Below are 23,059 nucleotides of genomic sequence, written 5' to 3'. Positions count from 1 at the left end.
CCTGCTCGGCATGTACTGGCCCTATCTCGCAGCCGTTGGCGTGATCGGTCTGGTCGTCGGCTGGCGCAGTTTTACGCCGCCTAAAGCTTGAGGCGCAGGTGACCAATCTCGGCAACATCGTCGAAACGGCGCTGCTGATGCTGGCGGCCTACCTCCTTGGCTGCGTGATCGGCTATGCGCTGCGCCGTTTAAGCTATGCCATCGCAAGCCAGCCAAAGCGCGTGCCGGCCGTCGTCGTGCAGACAGTGCCAATCCCGGTCCGGCCAGCCGCGCGACTGGCCGCTTCTGCCGACGAAACCGAGGTTCCAAAGCCGCTTCCGACGGTTGTGGCCGTTGCGCCGGCTCCTGCCGGCAAAATAATCACTCCACCCAAACCCGCTGCCAAGAAGCCGCGTACGAAGCCCAAAGCAGCTGATCCCAAACCCACAAGTCTCAAAGCGCCGCGCGCTGTTGGCGCCGATAACCTCAAGCTGATCAAAGGCATCGGCCCCAAGATTGAGGCGTCGCTGAACACCATGGGCGTTTTCCACTTCGACCAGATCGCCACCTGGTCCAAGGCCAATATCGATTGGGTCGACGCGCAACTGGCCTTCAAGGGCCGCATCCGCCGCGAAAAATGGGTCGAGCAAGCGGTCGAGCTCAAGAAATCGTCAAAAGCCGCCTAGCGATTACGCCACTTTGCCTAGGGCCTTGCCGCTCGTCCGCACCACGAAATCGGCAATCGCGTCGACTTCCTCGCGCTGATCGAACAAAGCGGGCGAGCCTTGCCCGGCAATGGTCAGCGCGGCTGCGTCCGGGCGACGGCGGACCATTTCGTCATAGGTTTCCCGTCGCAACTGATCGGTCAGCTGCGTGCGCAACAGCATCAGTGGCGCGCAGTTCAGCGCGTTGAAAAGCGGCCATTGCGCCGCCAACACATCGTCAAAATTGATGCTCGCCAGCCCCTCGATTAGCCGCTGATCATAGAGCGGTCGGGCGCGGCCGCGCCGGTCGACGAAATGGCTGCGCAGGATCAGGTTGTCGAGCGCCGTTTCCGACAGTCCCGGATAATCGCCGTGCAACACGCGGCGGAACCCTGAAAAGACTGCCTTTCGTCCGCGCAAAGCCTCCACATGCGCCAGATTATTGCGCAACCGCACAATGCCGCGTGAATCCGTCACCGGCCCGGCATCGATCAGTACGGTCCCGGCAACAATCAGCGGATGTGCAGCGGCCAGCGCCATGGCGACCTGCCCGCCATGCCCTTGCCCGACCACGATGGCCCGTCCAATACCAAGCGCGGTGATCACCGACATCACATCGCGCGCATCGGCCAGCGAGCCGTAGTCGCTGACCCGCAGGCGATTGTCGGCGCGACCGCGTCCTGGCAGGTCGATCAACACCACCGGCCAGCCGCCGCCATTCACCCGGCGGAAATAGGTCACGAATTCGGTGAAGTCGGCCATGTTGCGCTGATAGCCCGGCAGGCAGATTACCGGCACGCGTCCGCTCGATAACTGCCCAGCCACATGCACTGCCGCCCGCACCCCTGCCGATAGCGTCACATAACGCACAGGCAGATCGGCGAAAGCGGGGTGGTCGGCGGGGACGAATCGAGGCTTGGGCATCACTAACTCTGGTTCGCCCTATCTAGAGACAGGGCGAACTGCGCCTCAAGTCCATTCAGGCTTTTGCCTATCGTATCGTGCGCAGGGCCTGTTGCAAGGGCAGGGGACTGTCGCCCAGCCGCTCGCGATAGACCAGATAATTGCCCAGTACGCGCTTCACATAGGTGCGCGTTTCCTGGAACGGAATCAGCTCCACCCAGATGACGGGGTCCACATTGTCCTCGCGCGGATCGCCATAGGCGCGGATCCATTTGTCGGCATTGCCCGGCCCGGCATTGTATGCGGCGGCGGCCAGCACCAGCGAGCCATTGTAGCGGTCTAACTGCGCGCCGAGATATGTCGACCCAAGCAAGGCATTGTAGCTCGCGTCGGTCACCAGCTTGTTCGGCGAGTATTCAACGCCCACCTTGCGCGCCACGTCCTGCGCCGTGCCTGGCATGAGCTGCATCAATCCGCGCGCCCCCGCTGGCGAGACTGCATCGAGCTGAAACATCGATTCCTGCCGCGTGATCGCATAGACCGCCGCTCGCTCGACTGGCAGCGTCAGGTCAGGCGGCAAATCCGCCTGCGGAAAGTTGAGGATATCGAGCGGCGTGCCGCGCTGATCGGCGGTCGTCGCAATGGCAATGGCCAGATGATAGGCGCCGATTTCCTGCGCCAGCTTTGCCGCCAGTGCCAGATCGGTGTCGCTGGTGAGCCCGGTGCCAAAATTGCGCAGCAACGGCACGGCCAACGCCGATTGCCCATTCGCCGCCAGCAGGCGAATGGCGCGCACCACCTGGTTGCTGTTGAAGCGAATGGCGTTGGGCGCAACATCGGGCAGAGGCCGGATACCAATGCCGGTCTCACCCAGTTCAGTCCGCGCCAACTGGCCGTAATAGACGGTGCGATAGCGCGCTGCGATTCTCAAAGCCGCCTCCGCGCCCTCAGTGTCACCCAGCTGCGCATTGGCTCGCGCCAGCCAATAATTGGATTGCGACACGGTATCGGGCAGCGTCGAATGCACGGCCATTTCGGTGAAATGCTTTTTGGCCGACGCTGGATCATGCAGGAACGAAATCGCGATCCAGCCCGCGTGAAACTGGGCGTCCACCATCCGGCCTTCCGGGCCATTCTGGTAACCGGCTGCCACTTCATAGGCCAGTTTGGGCTGCCCAAGGTCCAGCAGCTTGCGCATCAGCGCCCGTCGCTCATACCACCACTCGGCCGAATCCGGCAGATCCGCAGGCGCCTTGGCCAGCCAGTCCGCCGCGCTCTGCCACAGCTCGAACTGCCGCGCCCGCTGCGCCCGCGAAAAAATGTAGACCGGGTTGGCGCGCATCGACGGGTCGACCTTGTCGAGCAGCGCCTTGGCGTCACTGTCGTTGCGCGACACCGCAGCCCGCGCGGTCACCAGCGACTGCTGCGCCGGGCTCAAGAATGCAGTCAGACGCTCGCTGGCGCGGGCCCGGTCATGCATCATCAGATACACCGCTCGCGCCCAATGCGTCGGCCGATCCAGCAACGATCCGAGCTGCGCCAGAACCCGCGTTTCCTGCTCTTCGGTGAGGAAATTGTCGACCCAAAGGCTTCGCGCCAGCGTCGTCGCCTTGTCCTTGTCGCCCTTGGCAAGATAGGCCGCCGCGAGACTGATCTGCCCATCGACCGTGCTGGGGGCGCGCGCGCCAAGCGCTGCCATAACATCGGACTGTGGAGCATCGTTCGCCGTCAGCGATTGCTCGACGCGGGTGCGATAAAGGCTCGCGGCCGCAAAGTCGGGCGCATCGACAGCAAACGCTTCGATGGCCCAATAGCCCACTTTGCCGGCGTTGAAATTGATCGCGGCCCATTGAATGGTGCGCCGCTCCACATCGCTGGTCAGTTTCCCCGCCATGGCAAAAGCCACTGCCGGATCACCCTGGCGCAACTCGATCAGCGCAGCACGAAACTGGGGCGAGCCACGTTCAAAATCATCGATCACGGCCGCCGCTGGGGGCAGGGCGCTGGTGGTCGTCGGGTCTATCGTCTCATTGGCGAGCGTATAGGGGGCTGCATTGGCCAGTCCCAAAACTGCTGCGATGAGGCCTGCCGCGAGGCGACGGTGCATCTGCTGTCCTGAACGTTCGTGTCTCAAGTTCCAGCAAGGTGCCCCCTCCTTGCGGTTAATCCAAAGTTACCCTCTTTGGGTAAACGTGAGGTTGCCGTGCCACCAAGCTTGCCTATCAACGTCAAAACGCATCGAAGGCGTTGTCGTGACCGGCAAGTGAAAGTATGGTGCGCACCTCAAAACCGGCCGCCTCAGAACGGTCATGCCATTTCGCCACGGCTGAACTGTGGCACAAACCAAGGACATCTCGACAAATGCTGCGAGGATCGATTACGGCGCTCATCACTCCCATGGCCAATGGGGTTGTCGATGAGAAAGCCTTCGCCAGCTTCGTCGAGTGGCAGATTGCCGAGGGCAGCCACGGTCTGGTGCCTGTTGGCACCACCGGCGAAAGCCCCACGGTCAGCCACGAAGAGCACCGCCGCGTCGTCGAAATCTGCGTCGAAGTTGCCAACAATCGCGTGCCGGTCGTTGCCGGTGCCGGCTCGAACTCGACTGCCGAAGCTGTTTCGCTGGCAAAGTTCGCCGAAGATACCGGTGCCGATGCCGTCCTGTCGGTCGTGCCCTATTACAACAAGCCAAACCAGGAAGGGCTGTTCCAGCACTTCTCGGCTGTGGCCAAGGCTGTCGGCATTCCGATCATCCTTTATAGCGTGCCCGGCCGCACCATTGTTGATCTGAGCGTCGATACCATTGCGCGCCTGCGCGATGCCCATTCAAACATCATCGGCGTCAAGGATGCGACGGGTAACCTTGAGCGCGCCAGCATCGAGCGCGCCAAGCTGGGCAGCGATTTTATCCTGCTGTCGGGCGATGATAGCACCGCGCTGGCCTTCAATGCCCATGGCGGCCATGGTTGTATTTCGGTCACGGCAAACGTTGCGCCACGCCTCTGCTCGCAGATGCAGGAGCTCTCGCTCGCGGGTGATTTCAAGGGCGCTCTGGAGGTCAATGACAAGCTGGTTTACCTGCACCGCGACCTGTTCATGGAGCCAAATCCATCGCCGGCAAAGTATGTTGCGAACCGGCTCAAACTCTGCGCCAACGAAATGCGCCTGCCGCTCGTGCCGGTCACCAAGTCGACGGAAGACGCCATGGACTTTGCAATGCGCCATGCAGGTCTTATCTAACCTGAATGGCCCCTAAGAACGACAAATCGAAAAACGGTGTGATCAGCCACGGTCTCGTGGCTGAAAACCGCCGTTCGCGTTACGACTATGAAATTGGTGAAACCATGGAAGCCGGCCTTGTGCTGACCGGCACCGAGGTCAAATCACTGCGTCTGGGCAAGGCGCAGATCACCGAATCCTATGCCTCGCCCGAAAAAGGCGAGCTGTGGCTGATCAACGCCCACATCCCGGAATATCTGCAGGCCAACCGCTTCAATCACGAAGAAAAGCGCCCACGCAAACTCCTCGTCTCGCGCAAACAGCTGGCCCATCTCGACCAGGAAGTCTCCCGCGCCGGCAACACCATCGTGCCGCTCAAACTGTTCTTCAACGACCAGGGGCGCGCCAAGGTTTTGATTGGCATCGGGAAGGGCAAGAAGAACTACGACAAGCGCGAAACCGAACGCAATCGCGACTGGAATCGCGACAAGTCCCGCATCATGAAAGAAGGCGGTCGGGGTTAGTTTTCTTCACCTCTCCCTCTGGGGGAGAGGCCGGCGCAACGCGCCGGGTGAGGGGCCCTTCAGCGAGCACCGAGCTGGTAGGCCCCAGCTACGCCCAAGTCCCCAAGTAGCCCTCATGGTGAGGTGCGAGTTTTTCACGAGCCTCGAACCACGAGGGCGTGGCACAATCTCTCCACCCCGTCATTGCCCGGCTCGTCCGGGCAATCCATGCCTTAGCGCAAGTGGAAAGGTGGCCCATCCGGACACGCCGGGTGGTGACGATGGGGGTAGGTGGACAATTGCATGCTCAAGCGCATGCCCCGAACCTACTCTTCCCCACCACTCGTCGACGTGACCACAGGCCGCGTGCTCGGCGGCCGACCCACAGTCTTCGCCAAATCAGCAATATCGATGAAAAAGTCCGCCTGCCGCCGCAGGTCATCGGAGATCATTGGCGTCGCGCTGGTCAGCGTCGAAACCACCGTCACGCGCTTGCCCTTGCGCTGCAGCGAAGCCACCAGCGCCGTGAAATCACCGTCGCCGGAAAATAACACCATGTGATCGTAGTAGGGTGCGAGCTCGATTGCATCCACGCACAGCTCGATATCCATATTGCCCTTCACCTTGCGGCGGCCGGTGGCATCGGTGAATTCTTTGGCTGGCTTGGTCACTACGGTAAAGCCGTTGTAGTCCAGCCAGTCTATCAGAGGACGGATCGACGAATATTCCTGATCCTCAATCAGCGCCGTGTAGTAATTTGCCCGCAACAGATACGCCTTGGCGCTGAACTCGGCGAGCAGTCGGCGATAGTCGATATCGACACCGATGGCCTTCGATGTGGCGTAAAGATTTGCGCCATCGATAAACAGAACGATCTTTTCGCGAGCATCGATAGGCATTTAACTACTCCGAGACAACGGCAATGCCGCCAAATTCTTGGTGCTGCGTATGCAGCCTAAAATAATGCAGGTGCCAATTGGGCAATAAGTTCGGTACTCGCATGTTTTCTGGTTGCCAGCAAGAAATCTCGGGTCGCGTGACTGTGCATGGCTAATGCGGCTTATCGCGGCCCCTAACCTTGTGCCTGCCGGGGCACTGGTGTATGGGAAGCGTTCATTCCATAAATTTTGGAGACGTCTGTGGCACGCGTCACCGTTGAAGACTGCATCGAAAAGATCGAAAACCGGTTCGATCTCGTTCTCATGGCCGCCCATCGCGCGCGCATGATTTCGTCCGGTGCGCAGATCACTGTCTCTCGCGACAACGACAAGAATCCCGTTGTGGCGCTTCGTGAAATCGGCGACGGCGCGATCTCGCCGGAAGACCTGCGCGAGGACCTGATCCACTCGCTGCAGAAGTATGTCGAGGTCGATGAGCCAGAGAGCCACGCTGCTCCGCTGATCGAAAGCTCGGGCGATGATGATTCGATGAATTTCGACACCATCAGCGAAGAAGAGCTTCTCCGCGGCATCGAAAGCCTCGCTCCCCCAGAGCGTCGCGACGACTAGCTTCGAGCTGTCCCGCAGGGCAAATCGCTCCGGTGGAGCGATTTGAGGCGAGAAGGCCATGAGAGCTACGCTCGAATGGCCCGCGCCCTCCGCAAGCACAATCTATTCCTCACCCTCGGCGCAAGCCGGGGGTGTTTTTGTTTGCTCGCAATGCTCCCAGTCTGCGTCCCCTCTCCTCTGAGGGGAGAGGGTAGGGTGAGGGGTTCAGCGTCCCAGCAACCACTTTGCCCTGATCGGCCTCTGGACCCCTCCCGCTACCTCTACACAGATTCCTCTCCCAATCAGCAGGAGGCGAGGTGGGAGTGCTGCGATCTCTGACCATCTTCCCATCTGCCCGCAACTCAGATACTCGCAACCGTACTCTTCCCATTTCAATTCAAAGCGCTAAGCTTATTTCTCAAGCGAGCGGCGACTAACCCCATGATGCGTCAGTATGAGCTTGTCGAACGCGTTCAGGCATATAACCCGAACGTAGACGAGCAGTTGTTGAACAAGGCCTATGTGTACGCCATGCAAAAGCATGGATCGCAGAAGCGTGCCTCCGGCGACCCCTATTTCAACCATCCCCTTGAAGTCGCGGCGATCCTGACCGAGCTTAAGCTCGACGATGCGTCCATCGCTGTCGGCCTGCTGCACGACACCATCGAGGATACCGACGCCACCCGCGCCGAGATCGATCAGCTGTTCGGCGCCGAAATCGGCGCCATCGTCGATGGCCTGACCAAGATCGAGCGCCTGAACCTGGTCTCCCGCGAGGAGGCCCAGGCCGAAAACCTGCGCAAGCTGCTGCTGGCGATCAGCCAGGACGTACGCGTGCTGCTGGTCAAGCTCGCCGATCGCCTCCACAACATGCGCACCCTGCAATATATGCCGCCCGAAAAGCGGACGCGTATCGCGCAGGAAACCATGGATATCTATGCCCCGCTGGCGGGCCGCATGGGTATGCAGGACATGCGCAACGAGCTTGAAGATATCTCCTTCAAGATCCTGCAGCCCGATCACTACGCCGCCATCATGGCGCGTCTCGATGAGCTGCAGAACGAATATGCCGAGACGATCTCGACCATTTCGACCGAACTGAGCGAACGCCTCGGCGCCGAGGGCATCACCGCTCGCGTCAAGGCGCGCGTAAAGTCGCCCTATTCGATTTTTGCCAAGATCGAACGCAAGTCGATTGCGCTGGAACAGCTGTCGGACATGATCGGCTTCCGCGTCATCGTCGGCTCGATCGAGGAGTGCTATCGCACCGTCGGGGTCGTCCACACCAAGTGGAAGGTCGTGCCCGGCCGCTTCAAGGACTATATCTCGGTCCCCAAGCACAACGACTACCAGTCCATCCACACCACCATTGTGGGTCCGGGCCGTCAGCGCGCCGAGCTGCAGATTCGCACCGAGGAAATGGATCGCGTCGCCGAATTCGGCATTGCCGCGCATGCTCTTTACAAGGATGGCGCGTCGGCCGATCTGAGCCGCATCGAAAACGAATCCCAGGCCTATGGCTCGCTGCGCTCCACCATCGCGCACCTGACGGCCGGCAATTCCACCGAGGATTTCCTCGAATACACCAAGCTGGAGCTGTTCCAGGATCAGGTGTTCTGCTTCACCCCGCGCGGTCGCCTGATCGCTTTGCCGCGCGGCGCGACGCCCATCGATTTCGCCTATGCGCTGCACACCGACATTGGTGACACCACGGTCGGCGCCAAGATCAACGGCTCCATCCTGCCGCTGGTCACCCAGCTGCGCAGCGGCGATGAAGTCGAAATCATCCGCGACCAGAACCACTTGCCGCCAATGAATTGGCTGGGCATTGCCGCCACCGGCAAGGCCCGCGCCGCCATTCGCCGTTCGGTCCGTCAGGCCGCCACCAGTCGCGCCCTCGGCTTGGGTGAGCACGTGCTCAGCATGCTGCTCGAGCGCGAGGGCGTTATGCTCGACGACACCGAAGCCAAGGCGCTCGCCGAAGCGCTCGGTTCCACGAGCCGTCGCGAGCTGCTGATTGCCGTGGGGGAGGGCAAGATCGGCTCCGAGCCGCTGGCTGCCGAACTCGCCAAGCTCAAGGGCCTGCGCAAGCGCCGTCGCAAGCTCGATCTGCCCGTCGCCGACACGGCCGACGGCTGGTTCGCCCTGCGCGCCACCGACCTGTTCCGCTTCCGCGTGCCCGGCGGCCAGCGCTCCGGCCCAAATGCCAAGGCCGCTCTCGCCCAGCTTGATTTCCACATGCCGGTGACGGTCTCGTGGGAGGGCGTCGTGCCCGGCGACCGGCTCGTGGGCATCCTGCAGCCCGACACGCCCATGCTGGTCTATCCGATCCATTCGGACGCCCTGATCGACAAGCACGACAGCGATGTCGCCTGGGTCGACGTGCGCTGGAACCAGAACCGCGCCGAAGATCGCCTCTACCCAACCGTCATCACGATGGAATCGGTCAACAAGCCCGGTTCGCTGGCGCAGATTTCGACGGCCATCGCCGCCTGCGAGGCCAACATCAACAATCTGGTGATGCGGATGATCTCGCCCGATTTCCACCAGATGATCTTTGAAATCGAAGTCCGCGACCTGGCCCAACTGACCGATGTTCTGGCCACGCTCAAGCGCAGCCCGGGTCTGTCGGCTGTGCAGCGTGCCGGCATCCGCGAAGCGGGCATGATCTCGACGCTCGAATGGGACGGCAAGATCGACAAGAGGTTCGTCGATGACGACCGCTAATTGGCCCGCCATCTTTGCTGTGTCGTCTGACCAACTCCCGCCCGAATTGGCCTCCATTGCTGCGTCAAAGCCCGCTCGTGGCTGCATTCAGGATGTAAAATGATCGTCGGACTCGGAAGCGACCTCTGCCAGATCGGCCGCGTCGAACAGACACTGGCCAAATACGGTGATCGCTTCACCAATCGCTGCTTCACCGAAATCGAGCGCCGCAAGTCGGACCGTCGCGCCCAGCGCGCCGCTTCCTACGCCAAGCGCTTTGCCGCCAAGGAAGCCTGTTCTAAGGCATTGGGCACGGGTATCAGCTGGGGCGTGTATTGGCGCGACATGGGCGTGGTGAACCTGCCATCGGGCAAACCTACGATGCATTTGACCAATGGTGCGGCCAAAGCACTCGCGCGTCTTGTGCCTCCTGGCCATGTGCCCCACATTCACCTCACCATCACCGATGATGCCGGGCTGGCCCAGGCCTTCGTCATCATCGAAGCCTTGCCGTCGCCCAATGCCGTTGACCCGGCCGGTGCAACGGATTAACGCTTCGCCACCGCATTTCCGGGGAATTTCATGAGCCAGCCCGCCAAGTCTGTCAAAAAGTCTGCGACCAGCGAATGGGTTGAAACCATTGTAGTGGTCGTCGAGGCGCTGCTGATCGCCATCGTGCTGCGCTCGTTCCTCTATCAGCCGTTCTCGATCCCGACAGCTTCGATGCAGCAGACGCTGATGATCGGCGACTATTTCGTCGCCAACAAGTTCGTCTGGGGCTACGGCAAGCACTCGTTCTCGCTCGGTCGCTACGGCAATTTCACCGCGCTCGACTTTGAGCTGCCAATCTCCAACCGCATCATGGGCCGCGATCCAAACCGTGGCGACATCGCCGTGTTCCGTCCCGTTCCGCAGGACGTTGAATACATCAAGCGCATCGTCGGCCTGCCGGGCGACACCATTCAGGTCACCGAAGGCCGCCTCTACATCAACGGCACCATCGTGCCGCGCGAAGAGCTGGGCAAGGCGCAGGATACCGATAGCGAAGGCCAGACCCGCGAAGTCACCGTCTATCGCGAGACTTTCCCCGAAGGCACCAGCCATATAATTCAGGAAATCTCCGATAACGCTGGCCTCGACAACACCTCTGAATATGTGGTCCCAGCCGGTCACTATTTCATGATGGGCGACAACCGCGACCGTTCCGCCGACAGCCGTGTGCTGAGCCAGGTGGGCTATGTGCCGGCGGTGAACCTCATCGCCAAGGCTGAAGCGCGCTTCTTCTCGATCAAGGACAATCTGCCACCGTGGCAGCTGTGGCAGTGGCCGGCCAATGTCCGGTGGGATCGCATGTTCCAGGGCGTCGATTCCAACGTGCCCTATGACACGACGCCCGCACCGTGAGCCGTGCCGTCCGCAATCATGAAAAACTGCAGTTCCGGCTTGGATACAAATTTGCCGATCCGGATCTGCTCGTCCGCGCGCTGACCCATTCGAGCGCCGTCTCTCCGGCCAAGCGCATCGAACGCTCTTATCAGCGCCTCGAGTTTTTGGGCGACCGCGTGCTCGGCCTTGTCGTGGCGGACATGCTCTATCGCCGCTATCCCAAGGCCAACGAGGGCGAACTGAGCCGCACGCTCAACACGCTGGTCCGCAAGGAAACCTGCGCCGTCATCGCCCGCACGCTCGATCTGGGTTCGGAAATGATCCTCGGCGACAGCGAAGCCCGCACTGGTGGTGCCGAAAAGGAAGCCATTCTGGGCGACGTGACCGAAGCGGTCATCGGCGCCATTTATTGCGATGGCGGCCCCGGCAAAGCCTATGAGTTTGTCGAGCGCATGTTCGAGGAATTCCTTGCCGACGGTTCAGCCAACAAGGCCGACGCCAAGACCACCCTCCAGGAATGGGCCCAGGCCCGTGGCCTTGAACCGCCCACCTATACCCAAACCGAACGGCGCGGCCCCGACCACGCCCCTGAATTCACCATCGCCGTCTCATTGGGCGATTTCGAACCGCTGAGCGCCACCGGGCCTTCCAAGAAGATCGCCGAACACAAGGCCGCCGAGCTTTTCCTGATCGCGCAGAATGTCTGGCAGAAATCTGATAGGCTACCCTCATGAACACACCCATCGAACTGGCAGATACGTCCTGCGGCTTCATCGCCCTGGTTGGCGCGCCCAATGCCGGTAAATCGACGCTGCTCAATTCCCTCGTCGGCACCAAGGTGTCCATCGTCACACACAAGGCGCAGACCACCCGCAGCCAGGTGCGCGGCGTCGTCACGCTCGACAAGGCCCAACTGGTCTTCATCGATACGCCCGGCATTTTCGCGCCCAAGCGCCGTCTCGACCGCGCCATGGTCGATAGCGCCTGGGGCGGAGCAGGGGACGCCGATATCGTTGCCCTCATCGTTGATGTCGACCGCGGCCTGACGCCCGAGCTCGAAAAGCTTATCGAGGGCCTCGAAAACGTCAATCACCCGCGCATCCTGATCCTCAACAAGATCGACACGGTCAAAAACGAGGCGCTGCTCAAGCTCTCCGAAGACATCAACGCCAAGCTGCGTTTTGAAGCCACCTTCATGATTTCGGCCCTCAAGGGCTATGGTGTGCAGGACTTCATGGATTGGTGCGTCAAGCACATCCCGCCCGGTCCTTGGCACTTCCCCGAGGATCACCTCACCGATCTGACGATGGCCATCACCGCCGCCGAGATCACGCGCGAAAAGCTGTTTCTGCGCGTCCACGACGAGATTCCGTACAATTCCACGGTCGAAACCGAGTCGTTCAAGATCCAGAAGGATGGCTCCTACAAGATCGACCAGGTGATCTACCTCTCGCGTGAGAGCCACAAGAAGATCGTCCTGGGTGCTGGCGGCCAGACCATCAAGGCCATTGGCGCAGAATCCCGCAAGGAACTGATGGCCATGTACGAGGTGCCAATCCACCTCTTCCTGTTCGTCAAAGTCCGCGAAAAGTGGGGCGACGACCCAGAACGCTACCGCGAAATGGGCCTCGAATACCCACAGGGTAAGAGCTGACGTCCAGTCACGCCCGCGTGGTTCGAGGGTCGCTGCGCTCCCACCTCACCATGAGGGCTACTTTTGGTGCGGTTTTCCAGTAGCCCTCATGGTGAGGTGCGAGTTCTTCACGAGCCTCGAACCACGAGGGCGTGGCAAGGGTTTGACCCATGGAATGGACCGGTGAAGGCCTGTTGATCGGAGCGCGGCGGCACGGCGAGAGCAGTGTCATCGCCGAGGTCATGGTGGCCGGCCGTGGTCGCCATCTTGGCCTCGTCCGCGGCGGCCGTTCGCGCCGTCTGTCGCCCATTCTGCAGCCCGGCAACACCATCCAGCTCACCTGGCGTGCCCGTCTCGAAGACCAGCTTGGCATGTTTACCGTCGAGCTACTGCAGGCCCGCGCGGCCGAGCTGATCGAAGACCGCACCCGCCTCTATCTCAGCCAGCTCGTCTGCGAACACCTGCGCCTGCTGCCTGAACGCGATCCACACGACCGCCTGCTCGGCATGGGCCTCCGCCTCATCGACGGCCCGCCCGACGGCGTCGCTCTGGCCCGCTTTGAACTCGCCGTGCTCGACGATCTCGGCTTTGGCCTTGACCTCACCACCTGCGCCGTCACCGGCACGACGGAAGACCTGACTCACGTCTCCCCAAAATCGGGCCGCGCCGTCTGCCGCACCGCAGCCGCTCCCTATGTCGACCGCCTGCTGCCGCTTCCCAGCTTCCTCACCGCCCGCGGCAACGCCAGCCCCCACGACATCGCCGACGCCCTGCGCCTCACCGCCTATTTCCTCCAGACCCACATCTGGGGTCCCCGCGAAATCGCCCCCTCACCAACCCGCGACCTGCTGACCAAAATCCTCTCCGAAGAAACCTAGCGTTGGCCACCGCACTGCCCGAATTCCTCCCCCTATCAGGGGGAGGCGAGGTGGGGGTACTCCGATCCCTCAGTCATCCCCCTTATCCCCACCCCAAAATCCCGCGTTATTCTCTCCCCATCGCCCACGCGAGAGCGCGATCATGACGAGTGATGAGCGTGGGGAATGCCGGGGAGCATGGGTCGCCAGGCTCACGCCAGCGGGCCGCGTACCAGCCGGGTGGCAGGCAGGGCAATGGGAGCAAGATGCGTTCTGCTGCATTGCCGGTCTGTATCATCCAACCCGAAAGGGCGGTCGGACAACGCCCCGGTGAAAAATCCCGGCCGATGGCGAGGCATCTGTCTCACTATCCAAATCTCCAAACGAGGCCGGTGCCTTGCCATCGACGCTTACCGAAAACCGCACGTCAGGCGGGGCTTTGACACGCCATAACCCGTGTAAAACCTGAGCTCTCGCGCCCATTTCCTGCGGATTTTTCGCCCGTCGGTTATAGTGCTTTCCTGATTCGTTCCTGCCGGAAAGCCTGCCGATGTCCGATAGCGATACCCTCCCGCCTGCTGACGACCAGCGCGTTGTCGATCTCAAGCAGGCGCTTGAAGAGCGGTACCTCAGCTACGCCCTGTCCACCATCACCCAGCGTGCGCTCCCCGATGCGCGCGATGGCCTCAAGCCTGTGCACCGCCGCATCATCCATGCCATGCGCTTGCTCAAGCTCGATCCAGGTCAGGGTTACAAGAAGTCGGCCCGTATCGTCGGCGACGTGATCGGTAAGTTCCATCCTCACGGCGACCAGTCGATCTATGACGCGCTGGTGCGCATGGCGCAGGATTTTGCGCTGCGCTATCCGCTCGTCGACGGGCAGGGCAACTTTGGCAATATCGACGGCGATGGCGCCGCGGCCATGCGATACACCGAAAGCCGCATGACCGATGTGGCGACGCGGCTGCTCGAAGGCATCACTGAAAGTGCCATCGACTTCAAGGACACCTATGACGGCGAAGACGAAGAGCCCATCGTCCTGCCATCGAATTTTCCGAACCTTCTGGCCAACGGTTCCACCGGCATTGCCGTGGGCATGGCCACCTCGGTTCCACCGCACAATGTCTATGAGCTGTGCGAGGCCGCGCTCCATCTTATCAATGTCAATCCAGAGGCTTCCGCCCAGGACCTGACTCAATTTGTCAAAGGCCCGGACTTCCCGACGGGCGGCTTACTGGTCGAATCCGCCTCCTCGATTGCCCATTCCTATTCCACCGGTCGCGGCTCGTTCCGCCTGCGCGCCAAGTGGGAAATCGAGGAAAGCGCCCGCGGCGTCTACCTCATCGTCGTCACCGAAATTCCCTACGGCATCCAGAAGTCGCGGCTGGTCGAAAAGATCGCCGAGCTGTTGCTCGCCAAAAAGCTGCCGCTTCTCAAGGACGTGCGCGACGAAAGCTCGGACGACATTCGTCTCGTCCTCGAGCCACGCGCCCGCACCGTCGATGCCGTCATCCTGATGGAACAGCTGTTCAAGACTACCGATCTTGAAACGCGCTTCCCTCTGAACCTCAACGTGCTCGATCGCGGCACCGCGCCCAAGGTCATGAGCCTGCCACAGGCCCTCAAGGCGTGGCTGGATCATCGCAAGGAAGTGCTGGTTCGCCGTTCTCAGCACCGCCTCGAACAGATCGCGCACCGCCTCGAAGTGCTGGCCGGTTATATCATCGCCTACCTCAATCTCGATGAGGTGATCCGCATCATCCGCGAGGAAGATGACGCCAAGGCATCGTTGATGGCGACTTTCGAACTGTCCGATGTGCAGGCCGAGGCCATCCTCAACATGCGTCTGCGGTCTTTGCGCAAGCTCGAGGAAATCGAACTCCGCAAGGAACACTCCGACCTGACCGACGAGAAGGGCCGCCTTGAAACGCTGCTCGCCTCCGACAAGCGCCAGTGGGGCGCGATCAGCAAGGAAATCGAAGCCCTGAAAAAGGCGTACCCGCTGACCAATCCCGATGGCACGCCGCATTTCCTCGGCGCCCGCCGCACCATCCTCGGTGCCGCGCCTAATGCCGATCTGGCCGAAGTCACCGAGGCCTTCATCGAGCGCGAGCCGATCACCGTCATCCTGTCCGAAAAAGGCTGGATTCGCGCGCCGCGCGGCCATGCGGTCGAGGTCAATGATGAAAAGGGCTTCAAGGCCGGCGATCGCCTCAAGCTTTCGATCAAGTGCGAGACGACCGACAAGCTGCTTATGCTCACCACCGGCGGCAAGGTGTATACTTTGTCCGGAGACAAGCTGCCTGGCGGGCGCGGGCAGGGCGAACCGGTCCGCATCATTGTCGATATCGAAGAGGGCCAGGATATCGTCGATATCTTTGTGTATAAGCCCGGCCAAAAGCGCATCGTCGCGTCGTCGTCCGGTTACGGTTTCATCGTCTCCGAAGACGACATGGTCGCCAATACCCGCAAGGGCAAGCAGATCCTCAATGTCGGCGCGCCGGACGAAGCCAACCTGCTGGTCCCCGTTGCTGGCGACCGCGTCGCCGTCATCGGCCAAAACCGCAAGCTGCTGGTCTTCCCGCTGGCACAGCTGGCTGAAATGGGCCGCGGCAAGGGCGTTCGCCTGCAGCGCTACAAGGATGGCGGCATCTCGGACCTCAAGACCTTCTACGCCGCCGATGGCCTGACCTGGACCGACAGTTCCGGCCGCACCTACACCAAGCCAATGGAAGAGCTAACCGACTGGATCGGCGACCGCGCCACCGCCGGCCGCCAACCACCCAACGGCTTCCCGCGCAACAACAAGTTTGTGGGGTAGGCTCTTTCTTCAGCTCTCCCTCTGGGGGAGAGGTCGGCGCGCATGCGCCGGGTGAGGGGCCTGGTCTGTTTCAGGGGCAATAGCCCCCTCATCCGCCCTTCGGGCACCTTCTCCCTCAAGGGGAGAAGGGAAGAAAGTGAGACCAATGATCCGCCACTGCGTCTTCGTAAAATTCCGCACGGACGTCACCGCTGACCAACGCACCGAAATCTATGCCGGGCTCAATGCCTTGGTCGGCCAGATTGACGGCCTGCTCTCCGCCGATTTCGGCCCCAACATTTCCCCCGAAGGCCAGAACAAAGGCTTCAACGACGGCTTCATCATGGACCTCGCCGACGAAGCCGCCCGCGACCGCTACCTGATCGACCCTGCCCACAAGGCCGCCGGCGCCAAACTGGTGGCTGCGCTCGAAGGCGGTCGCGACGGGTTGATGGTGTTTGATCTCAAAGCTGCAGACTAGCTGCCACGCCCTCGTGGTTCGAGGGTCGCTACGCTCCCACCTCACCATGAGTGCTGTTGAAATATCAAGTTTCCAGTAGCCCTCATGGTGAGGTGCGAGTTCTTACGAGCCTCGAACCACGAGGGCGTGGCACAAACGTGCCGCCCCCTCACTCCACCGAAAACGTAAAAAACACGGGCAGATGATCACTCGCCGTGGGTTTCCCGGTATGAATCTCGTGCATCACGATTCCGCCCCGGGTCATCACCTGATCCAGCGGCAGGAACGGAATCGCCCGCCGCCACGCGCCGAAATAGTGCCACTTCATCGGGAAGGTCAGCAGGTTCATCGTCTCCCGTACGAACCCATTCCGCGCCACAAAGTCCCGCAGCGAATACGACCAGGGCGTCGAGTTGAAATCCCCCGCCAGGATCAGCGGCCCGTCAATGTTATCCACCACGCCCGATAGCGCGTTAAGCTGTGCCTGTTGCCGCGATACGGGCAGGGGCCAGTCCATATGGGTCGTCATCACCGAAAAGGACTTGCCGTCCGCCGTCTTGAACCGCGCCAGGATATGTCCCGTTCGGTCGGTGCCATAGGCGTCACTGGGGCAGGCACCATCGTCCTGCCGGTCAAAGGGAATGCGAGAGTAAAGTCCCAGATTGGCGCGCTTGCCGCCGCGGCAATGCACGAAGAACGGGAAATGGGCGAGCATGATGGGATGGAGGTCCGTCGCCTGCTCGCCGAAATACTCCTGAAACACGACGATGTCGGGGTCCTCGGACAGGATCGCATCAGTCACCATCTCAAGGTCATAGTTCATGCCGAACAGGTTATGCGTCATCATCTTGATACTGCCACTGGCCGGGGCAGGCGGCCGCTGCTGCAACGCCCCGACAATTTCCGGCACCATGATATTGGCCGATGCCACAAACCCGACCAGCGCGTAGATCAGTGCATAGTCGCGCAACGGACGCCGCATCAGCAACGCGACGATCAGGACGCCAAAGATCGTGCCCGCAAACAGGAACAGTTGCGCATGATTGAGCAGGTCAAAGGCTGGAACGGCAAAGCCAAACAGGGCCAATATTGCCAGTGTTGCAACGCCAAGCGCGCCGAGCACAAGGCAGAGCCGGATAGAATTGAAGACAACAGGCATTGATAGTCCGGCCAGAAGGGTAGGTCAGGCGATGTCGCCGACACTTATGGCGCAACCAAGGCTACCAAAATGAAAATACAACCGCTCGGAAGCAATCAGTCGAGCGGGCACCAGCCGAGCGGACCCTTTTGCACTTCCAGCGGGCGATAAAGCGCCTTGTAGGCCATTTTAGGGGAGTCTTTCACCCAATAGCCCAGATAGACATAGTTCAGCCCAGCGGAGCGTACCTGATCGATATGGTCGAGGATGAGGTAAGTGCCCAGGCTTCGCGGGGCGAGATCGGGGTCGTAAAACGAATAAACCATCGACAGCCCATCGGGCATCACGTCGGTCAGCGCCACGGCGACCAGTGTATTGTCGGGATGGTCACGCAGGCGATATTCGACCAGCACGGACTGCACTGGCGTGTCTTCGACCATATATTCGTAGTCGACGAAGCTCATCTGGTTCATGCCGCCACCGGCATGGCGCGATTCCAGATAGCGTTTGAACAGGTCGTATTGCTCGCTTGTCGCCGTCGTCGGGCGCACTTCAACCGACAGGTCGTCATTGTGGCGCAGCACCCGGCGGAAGCGGCCCGAGGCCTCGAAGTCATTGGCGACGATCCGCACCGACTGGCAGGCGTTGCAGCCCTCGCAGGCCGGTCGATAGATCAGATTCTGGCTGCGACGAAAGCCGTTCTCGCTCAACAGATGATGCAGGCTTGCCGCGCGCTTGCCCGTGAGATGGGTAAACAGCTTTCGCTCCTGCTTGCCCGGCAGGTACGGGCACGGCATGGCCGCGGTCAAAAAAAGCTGGGTCGTCTCTGGCGTATGGTCGGTCATCAAAGACCCTTAGGTGCAATCTGGAGGAATGTACTCCTCCCTGCGGCCCCCGGCAACGGCTCAGTAGGCTTGGCTCGTCCGCGCCGTCTGAGCGCGCCAATGTCGAACCATCGGCGAGCGGCGCACCATCAAGGTACCCACCACCAGATCGTGCAGCATCTGACGACGCGGCGTAAACAGCGTGAAAAGCAGCGAAACTGGCAGGGAAATCCAGGCTGTCAGCCAAAATACACCGGCATGGACCACTGCCATCCAGCCATCAAGCGGCTGGCCGCGCGTTGGCGTCAGCACGATATCCATCAGCTGCATGCCGATGGTCGCGCGTTTGTGAGAGCCAAGTGTCGCACCGTAATAGAGCACGATGGTCGCCGGCACGACGACAAACAGCGCCAGCCACGCCAAGCCAAAGGTCAGGAAACCGGCGATCAGCCCAATGATCGAAAATGCCACGATCAGCACACCCATCGCCACGAGGTCGATCAGGAAGGCCATCACGCGACGCGTCAGCACGCCCTCGAACAGCTCGGGGGCGGTATTGGGATCGGGAAGAGTAGGGCGGCTCTGGTTCATGCAATCTAGATTGTCACACATGCCGCCCCACGCAAGAGGTCAGCCCAAAAAACTCGAACGACTAGCGTCCGAGGTCCCGGGCGACTTCGAGCGCAAAATAGGTCAGCACGCCATTGGCGCCCGCTCGCTTGAACGCATAGAGGCTTTCAAGGATCGCTCCCTTGCGGTCGATGGCGCCGGCCGCTGCCGCCATCTCGATCATCGCGTACTCGCCGCTCACCTGATAGGCGTAGATCGGGATGTTGAAGTTGTCCTTGGCGCGCCGAACGATGTCCAGATACGGCAGGCCAGGCTTGACCATCACGCTATCGGCACCCTCGTCGATGTCCTGCGCGATCTCACGCAGCGCTTCGTCCGAATTGGCATAGTCCATCTGATAGGTCCGCTTGTCGCCGCGCAAACGGCTCCCGGTACCTACCGCCTCGCGGAACGGTCCATAATAGAACGACGCATACTTGGCCGCATAGGCCATGATCTGCGTGTCGTCATGGCCTTCGGAGTCGAGCGCTTCGCGGATCGCGGCCACTCGACCATCCATCATGTCCGATGGTGCAATAATGTCTGCTCCGGCCTTGGTCTGCACCAGTGCCGAACGGATCATCACCGAAATGGTCTCGTCGTTGAGAATTTCGCCGTCGCGCACCAGTCCGTCCTGGCCGTCGCTGGAATACTCGTCCAGCGCCACGTCGGCGATCAGCCCGATCTCGGGCACGGCACTCTTGATGGCCGACAGCGCCCGGCACATCAGATTGTCCGGGTTATAGGCCTCTGCGCCGTTCTCACTGCGCAGATGGTCTGGCGTATTGGGAAAGATGGCCAGGGCAGGGATGCCGGCATCGCGCGCCGCCTTGGCGGCTTCAACGCACAGATCGATCGTCAACCGTTCAACGCCCGGCATGGTGCGAATCTGGGTCCGTTCGTTGTGGCCTTCGATGACAAACAGCGGCCAGATCAGATCGGCCGGCGTCAGCACGCTCTCGCGCACCATGGCCCGGCTCCACGCCGTGCGGCGCGTCCGGCGCAGCCTGCGGCCGCCCAGAAAATCCATATCGTGCTTTTGCCACGCGTCGGTCATCGAAATGCTCCTTGTCTTGGCGCTTCATTTATCAGTGGCCTGTGCGTCATCCAAGCTCCGGCTTGTCGCATCAGTTTTGGAGGGTTAGAAAACGCCCATGGATTTCAACGCCCAGCCAATCGGCATCTACATCCGCATCGTCGCCATCATCAGCCTGCTGCTCGGTTTAAACGATGCGGCGCGGCTGCTGGGCGTCAACCTTGGCTCTGTCAGTCCCATTGCGTCCATGGGCATGACGGGCTTTGTCTATCTGGCCATCTTCTCGCTGACCCGTCTGTTCGCAGCGGTCGGTCTGTGGATCAAGGCCAGCTGGGGCGCTGTTCTGCTGGTCGGCTCGACCAGCATCGAGCTGGTGCTTTACCTGCTTGGCAACACCGATGTCCGCATGTCCGCACTGGGCTTTGCCGTGCGTCTCGTGCTGCTCGCGTCCATCCTGATAATCTTCGTGCTGTCGATCCGCAGCAGCCGCGCCCGCGCCGCCGACTAGCAGGTTTGCGGCCTTTACACCCTCGTAAGGTTACAAATTTATGCACCGGTGTAACGAAGCGTAAAGCCAAATTCTCATTGCATTCCAGTAAGATAGTTTTAAGCGTGTGGCTTAGGCTGATCTTAGTCCGGTCGCCGTAGTTTAGCCTCATGAGATGCGAAAAATCGCACAGACTGCAAAACAGTGAGGCACAAATGGCAATCAAATCTAACGCAGCCGAGGTTATGTCCCCGGAACGTCCCCAGAGCCTGAAGCCGCTTTATCTCGAAGCTGTTTCCCGCGTTGAGCGCCTGCACCGGCGCTTGCTCGACCTGATCAAGGACGAGTTTGACCGCATGGGCTGGGATGACATCAACCCAGTGCAGGCTCTGCTGATGTTCAACATTGGCGATGCCGAGCTGACCGCCGGTGAGCTCCGCTCGCGTGGCTACTATCTCGGCAGCAACGTCTCCTACAATCTCAAGAAGCTGGTCGAAACCGGCTACATCTTCCAGGAGCGTTCGCGTTCCGACCGCCGCTCGGTTCGCATCAAGCTGACCCCGAAGGGCGAGGAAGTCGCTGAAGTGATCGACGAACTCTATGATCGTCACCTCAAGTCCATCGATAAGGTCGGCGGCCTGGGCGACGACGAATTCGACGGCCTCAACAAGGCCCTGGCCCGCCTCGAGCGCTTCTGGGTCGATCAGATCCTCTACAAGCTCTAGTCAGCCGATATATTTCTGTTGCCACTGTGCCACAGCTGAATGCAAACGCCGGTCCGCAAGGGCCGGCGTTCACATTTGTGCCGCAAATCCACTAGACTGCGTCGTTACGTGGTTTGAAACCATTTCCCGCGTATTCATGGTTCATGAAGTTTGAATTTGAGCGAGGTTCACATGCGTTTGACCGCGTTGTGAGCCGTGGGATGCAATGGTAAAAATGGCCCTTGGTTTTCCGGCCAGAATTTTCGGGTGACTTTCAATGCGGCTGAATAGACGTTCTCTGCTTCGTTATTCTGCAATCGCCGGGGCCAGTGTCGCCCTTCCGGGTGCTCTGCGTGCTCAGGAAGGCGGGTCCGTCTGGGACATGTTTTCCAACAATCGCGTGCTCCGTGAAGCCGATCAGGGCGGCAACACGTCGGCCGCACAGGCGCTCATCGCCACCAATGAGCCGATCCTGTCGTTTGACACGGTCTACAATCTCCAGCTTGCCATTTCGCAGTACGAGCCATTCGTTGCGGCAGGGGGCTGGGAAGAAATCCCGCAGGAGGCTTATGGCCTTAGCCTAGGCAAGAGCCACAAAGCAGCCATCCAACTCAAGCGCCGCCTGATTTCCTCTGGCGACATGCCATTGGTGGAAAACGTCAATGACGTCTTCGATGCCGCGACCGATGCTGGCGTCCGCAATTTCCAAGCCCGCCACGGTCTGGTGCTGAACGGCAAGGTCGACGAGCCAACCTGGTACGCAATGAACGTCCCGGCGCAGCAGCGTTTGCAGCAGCTGTACCTGAACTTTACCCGCGTTCAGAACATGGCCGCGAACCTCAATCCACGCTACGTCGTGGTCAACATTCCGGCCGCCACCATCGAGGCGGTCAATGACGGCATGGTTGAGCAGCGCCACACGGCGGTTGTCGGTCGCGTTGATCGTGCCACCCCGATCATGGCCAGCAAGGTCAGCCAGATCAACTTCAACCCCTATTGGCACGTGCCAAAGTCCTTGGTTGAACGCGATCTGACCAAGTATATGAAGGAAAATCCAAACTACCTGGCCGAGCAGAACATCCACATTTATGACGGCAAGGGCCAGGAAATCTCGCCCTCGACCATCAATTGGGACAATCTGGGCAACGCGATCAACTACATGTATCGCCAGGAGCCAGGTGCGGCCAACTCGATGGGCCACTGCAAGATCAACTTCTACAATCCCTACGATTGCTATCTGCACGATACGCCGTCCAAGGCGCTGTTCGGCGAAAACGCCCGTTTCCACTCGTCGGGCTGTGTCCGCGTCGAAGGCGTCGCTGAATTGGTCAACTGGCTGCTGCGCGACAATGGCGATTGGGATCAGGGCAAGGTCAACTCGACCTTCGATTCGCTCCAGCGTCTCGACGTTGAGTGCAAGGCCCGCGTGCCGATCCACACCACCTACATCACCGCCTGGGCAAACCGTCAGGGCACCGTGAGCTTCCGCGACGACGTCTATGACTTTGACGCGCAGGGCAAAGTGTCGTTCAGCTAGTCAAAACGCCGATCCGATAATCCGACGCCCTCCACACCGGAGGGCGTTTTCGTTTGGGCTGTCGCCGAATCTTGCTAGCTTTGCGCGGAG

22 protein-coding genes are annotated in these 23,059 nt (G+C 60.7%); 15 read left to right on the top strand and 7 right to left on the bottom strand.

Annotated elements, in window-relative coordinates; all coding sequences use genetic code 11:
• Nucleotides 1–98 precede the first annotated feature (98 nt).
• Nucleotides 99–665: a helix-hairpin-helix domain-containing protein gene (locus ABIE28_RS09560; RefSeq protein WP_354062321.1), complete on the top strand. Its 567-nt coding sequence runs from the start codon at nucleotides 99–101 to the stop codon at nucleotides 663–665.
• A 3-nt stretch (nucleotides 666–668) separates the two neighbouring features.
• Here ABIE28_RS09560 and ABIE28_RS09555 read toward each other — a convergent pair whose 3' ends face one another.
• Nucleotides 669–1,607 (bottom strand): alpha/beta fold hydrolase, encoded by a 939-nt coding sequence (locus tag ABIE28_RS09555; protein WP_354062319.1) that lies wholly within the window; start codon nucleotides 1,605–1,607, stop codon nucleotides 669–671.
• 67 nt (nucleotides 1,608–1,674) lie between these two features.
• Entirely contained in the window at nucleotides 1,675–3,693 is a 2,019-nt protein-coding gene (locus ABIE28_RS09550; protein ID WP_354062317.1) for a lytic transglycosylase domain-containing protein, read from the bottom strand.
• 254 nt (nucleotides 3,694–3,947) lie between these two features.
• Between ABIE28_RS09550 and dapA the strand changes: the two genes are divergently transcribed.
• Entirely contained in the window at nucleotides 3,948–4,823 is an 876-nt protein-coding gene (gene dapA / locus ABIE28_RS09545; RefSeq protein ID WP_354062315.1) for a 4-hydroxy-tetrahydrodipicolinate synthase, read from the top strand.
• A 5-nt stretch (nucleotides 4,824–4,828) separates the two neighbouring features.
• Nucleotides 4,829–5,326, top strand: a complete 498-nt coding sequence (smpB, locus tag ABIE28_RS09540; RefSeq protein WP_354062313.1) for an SsrA-binding protein SmpB — start codon at nucleotides 4,829–4,831, stop codon at nucleotides 5,324–5,326.
• Between the two features lie 305 nt (nucleotides 5,327–5,631).
• On the opposite strand, the gene ABIE28_RS09535 is transcribed toward smpB, so the two are convergent.
• Nucleotides 5,632–6,204 carry a LabA-like NYN domain-containing protein gene (locus tag ABIE28_RS09535; protein ID WP_354062311.1) on the bottom strand — a complete coding sequence of 191 codons (573 nt, stop codon included), beginning with the start codon at nucleotides 6,202–6,204 and terminating at the stop codon, nucleotides 5,632–5,634.
• A gap of 240 nt (nucleotides 6,205–6,444) precedes the next feature.
• On the opposite strand from ABIE28_RS09535, the gene rpoZ reads away from it, so the two are divergent.
• The 9 genes from rpoZ to ABIE28_RS09490 all read left to right on the top strand — a co-directional run bounded on the left by rpoZ (nucleotide 6,445) and on the right by ABIE28_RS09490 (nucleotide 16,655).
• Nucleotides 6,445–6,813 carry a DNA-directed RNA polymerase subunit omega gene (rpoZ, locus tag ABIE28_RS09530; RefSeq protein WP_354062309.1) on the top strand — a complete coding sequence of 123 codons (369 nt, stop codon included), beginning with the start codon at nucleotides 6,445–6,447 and terminating at the stop codon, nucleotides 6,811–6,813.
• A 420-nt stretch (nucleotides 6,814–7,233) separates the two neighbouring features.
• Complete coding sequence (locus ABIE28_RS09525; RefSeq protein ID WP_354062307.1) at nucleotides 7,234–9,519, top strand: RelA/SpoT family protein; 2,286 nt, start codon at nucleotides 7,234–7,236, stop codon at nucleotides 9,517–9,519.
• 99 nt (nucleotides 9,520–9,618) lie between these two features.
• On the top strand, nucleotides 9,619–10,050 hold the full coding sequence (gene acpS / locus ABIE28_RS09520) for a holo-ACP synthase (protein ID WP_354062305.1): 432 nt from the start codon (nucleotides 9,619–9,621) through the stop codon (nucleotides 10,048–10,050).
• A 30-nt stretch (nucleotides 10,051–10,080) separates the two neighbouring features.
• Nucleotides 10,081–10,902, top strand: a complete 822-nt coding sequence (lepB, locus tag ABIE28_RS09515) for a signal peptidase I (RefSeq protein ID WP_354062303.1) — start codon at nucleotides 10,081–10,083, stop codon at nucleotides 10,900–10,902.
• Nucleotides 10,899–11,618, top strand: a complete 720-nt coding sequence (rnc, locus tag ABIE28_RS09510) for a ribonuclease III (RefSeq protein ID WP_354062301.1) — start codon at nucleotides 10,899–10,901, stop codon at nucleotides 11,616–11,618. The genes lepB and rnc overlap by 4 nt, the downstream gene beginning before the upstream one ends.
• Nucleotides 11,615–12,538: a GTPase Era gene (era, locus tag ABIE28_RS09505; protein WP_354062299.1), complete on the top strand. Its 924-nt coding sequence runs from the start codon at nucleotides 11,615–11,617 to the stop codon at nucleotides 12,536–12,538. Before rnc ends, era begins: the two co-directional genes overlap by 4 nt.
• Before the next feature lie 149 nt (nucleotides 12,539–12,687).
• The gene (gene recO / locus ABIE28_RS09500; RefSeq protein ID WP_354062297.1) at nucleotides 12,688–13,395 is read left to right on the top strand and encodes a DNA repair protein RecO; all 708 of its coding nucleotides are present in this window, start codon (nucleotides 12,688–12,690) and stop codon (nucleotides 13,393–13,395) included.
• A gap of 529 nt (nucleotides 13,396–13,924) precedes the next feature.
• Nucleotides 13,925–16,195 carry a DNA topoisomerase IV subunit A gene (parC, locus tag ABIE28_RS09495; RefSeq protein ID WP_354062295.1) on the top strand — a complete coding sequence of 757 codons (2,271 nt, stop codon included), beginning with the start codon at nucleotides 13,925–13,927 and terminating at the stop codon, nucleotides 16,193–16,195.
• A 145-nt stretch (nucleotides 16,196–16,340) separates the two neighbouring features.
• Entirely contained in the window at nucleotides 16,341–16,655 is a 315-nt protein-coding gene (locus ABIE28_RS09490) for a Dabb family protein (protein ID WP_354062293.1), read from the top strand.
• A 148-nt stretch (nucleotides 16,656–16,803) separates the two neighbouring features.
• On the opposite strand, the gene ABIE28_RS09485 is transcribed toward ABIE28_RS09490, so the two are convergent.
• From ABIE28_RS09485 to hemB, 4 genes are all read right to left on the bottom strand, one after another.
• Nucleotides 16,804–17,793: an endonuclease/exonuclease/phosphatase family protein gene (locus ABIE28_RS09485; RefSeq protein WP_354062291.1), complete on the bottom strand. Its 990-nt coding sequence runs from the start codon at nucleotides 17,791–17,793 to the stop codon at nucleotides 16,804–16,806.
• 95 nt (nucleotides 17,794–17,888) lie between these two features.
• On the bottom strand, nucleotides 17,889–18,617 hold the full coding sequence (locus ABIE28_RS09480) for an arginyltransferase (RefSeq protein ID WP_354062289.1): 729 nt from the start codon (nucleotides 18,615–18,617) through the stop codon (nucleotides 17,889–17,891).
• 60 nt (nucleotides 18,618–18,677) lie between these two features.
• Nucleotides 18,678–19,187, bottom strand: coding sequence for an RDD family protein (locus ABIE28_RS09475; RefSeq protein ID WP_354062287.1), 510 nt, complete (start codon nucleotides 19,185–19,187; stop codon nucleotides 18,678–18,680).
• A 61-nt stretch (nucleotides 19,188–19,248) separates the two neighbouring features.
• Nucleotides 19,249–20,262: a porphobilinogen synthase gene (gene hemB / locus ABIE28_RS09470; RefSeq protein WP_354062285.1), complete on the bottom strand. Its 1,014-nt coding sequence runs from the start codon at nucleotides 20,260–20,262 to the stop codon at nucleotides 19,249–19,251.
• Between the two features lie 97 nt (nucleotides 20,263–20,359).
• Between hemB and ABIE28_RS09465 the strand changes: the two genes are divergently transcribed.
• The 3 genes from ABIE28_RS09465 (at nucleotide 20,360) to ABIE28_RS09455 (ending at nucleotide 22,969) form a co-directional block, all read left to right on the top strand.
• The gene (locus tag ABIE28_RS09465) at nucleotides 20,360–20,749 is read left to right on the top strand and encodes a DUF6163 family protein (RefSeq protein ID WP_354062284.1); all 390 of its coding nucleotides are present in this window, start codon (nucleotides 20,360–20,362) and stop codon (nucleotides 20,747–20,749) included.
• A gap of 194 nt (nucleotides 20,750–20,943) precedes the next feature.
• A complete protein-coding gene (gene ldtR, locus ABIE28_RS09460; RefSeq protein WP_354062282.1) occupies nucleotides 20,944–21,453 on the top strand; it encodes a transcriptional regulator LdtR in 510 nt (169 codons plus the stop codon).
• A gap of 361 nt (nucleotides 21,454–21,814) precedes the next feature.
• Nucleotides 21,815–22,969, top strand: a complete 1,155-nt coding sequence (locus tag ABIE28_RS09455; RefSeq protein WP_354062280.1) for a L,D-transpeptidase family protein — start codon at nucleotides 21,815–21,817, stop codon at nucleotides 22,967–22,969.
• Nucleotides 22,970–23,059: the final 90 nt, after the last annotated feature.

The sequence above is a fragment of the Devosia sp. 2618 genome, from assembly GCF_040546815.1.
Lineage (GTDB): Bacteria > Pseudomonadota > Alphaproteobacteria > Rhizobiales > Devosiaceae > Devosia.
The sequence above is the reverse complement of the archived record's forward strand: the minus strand, read 5'-3'. Positions and strand labels throughout refer to the sequence as shown.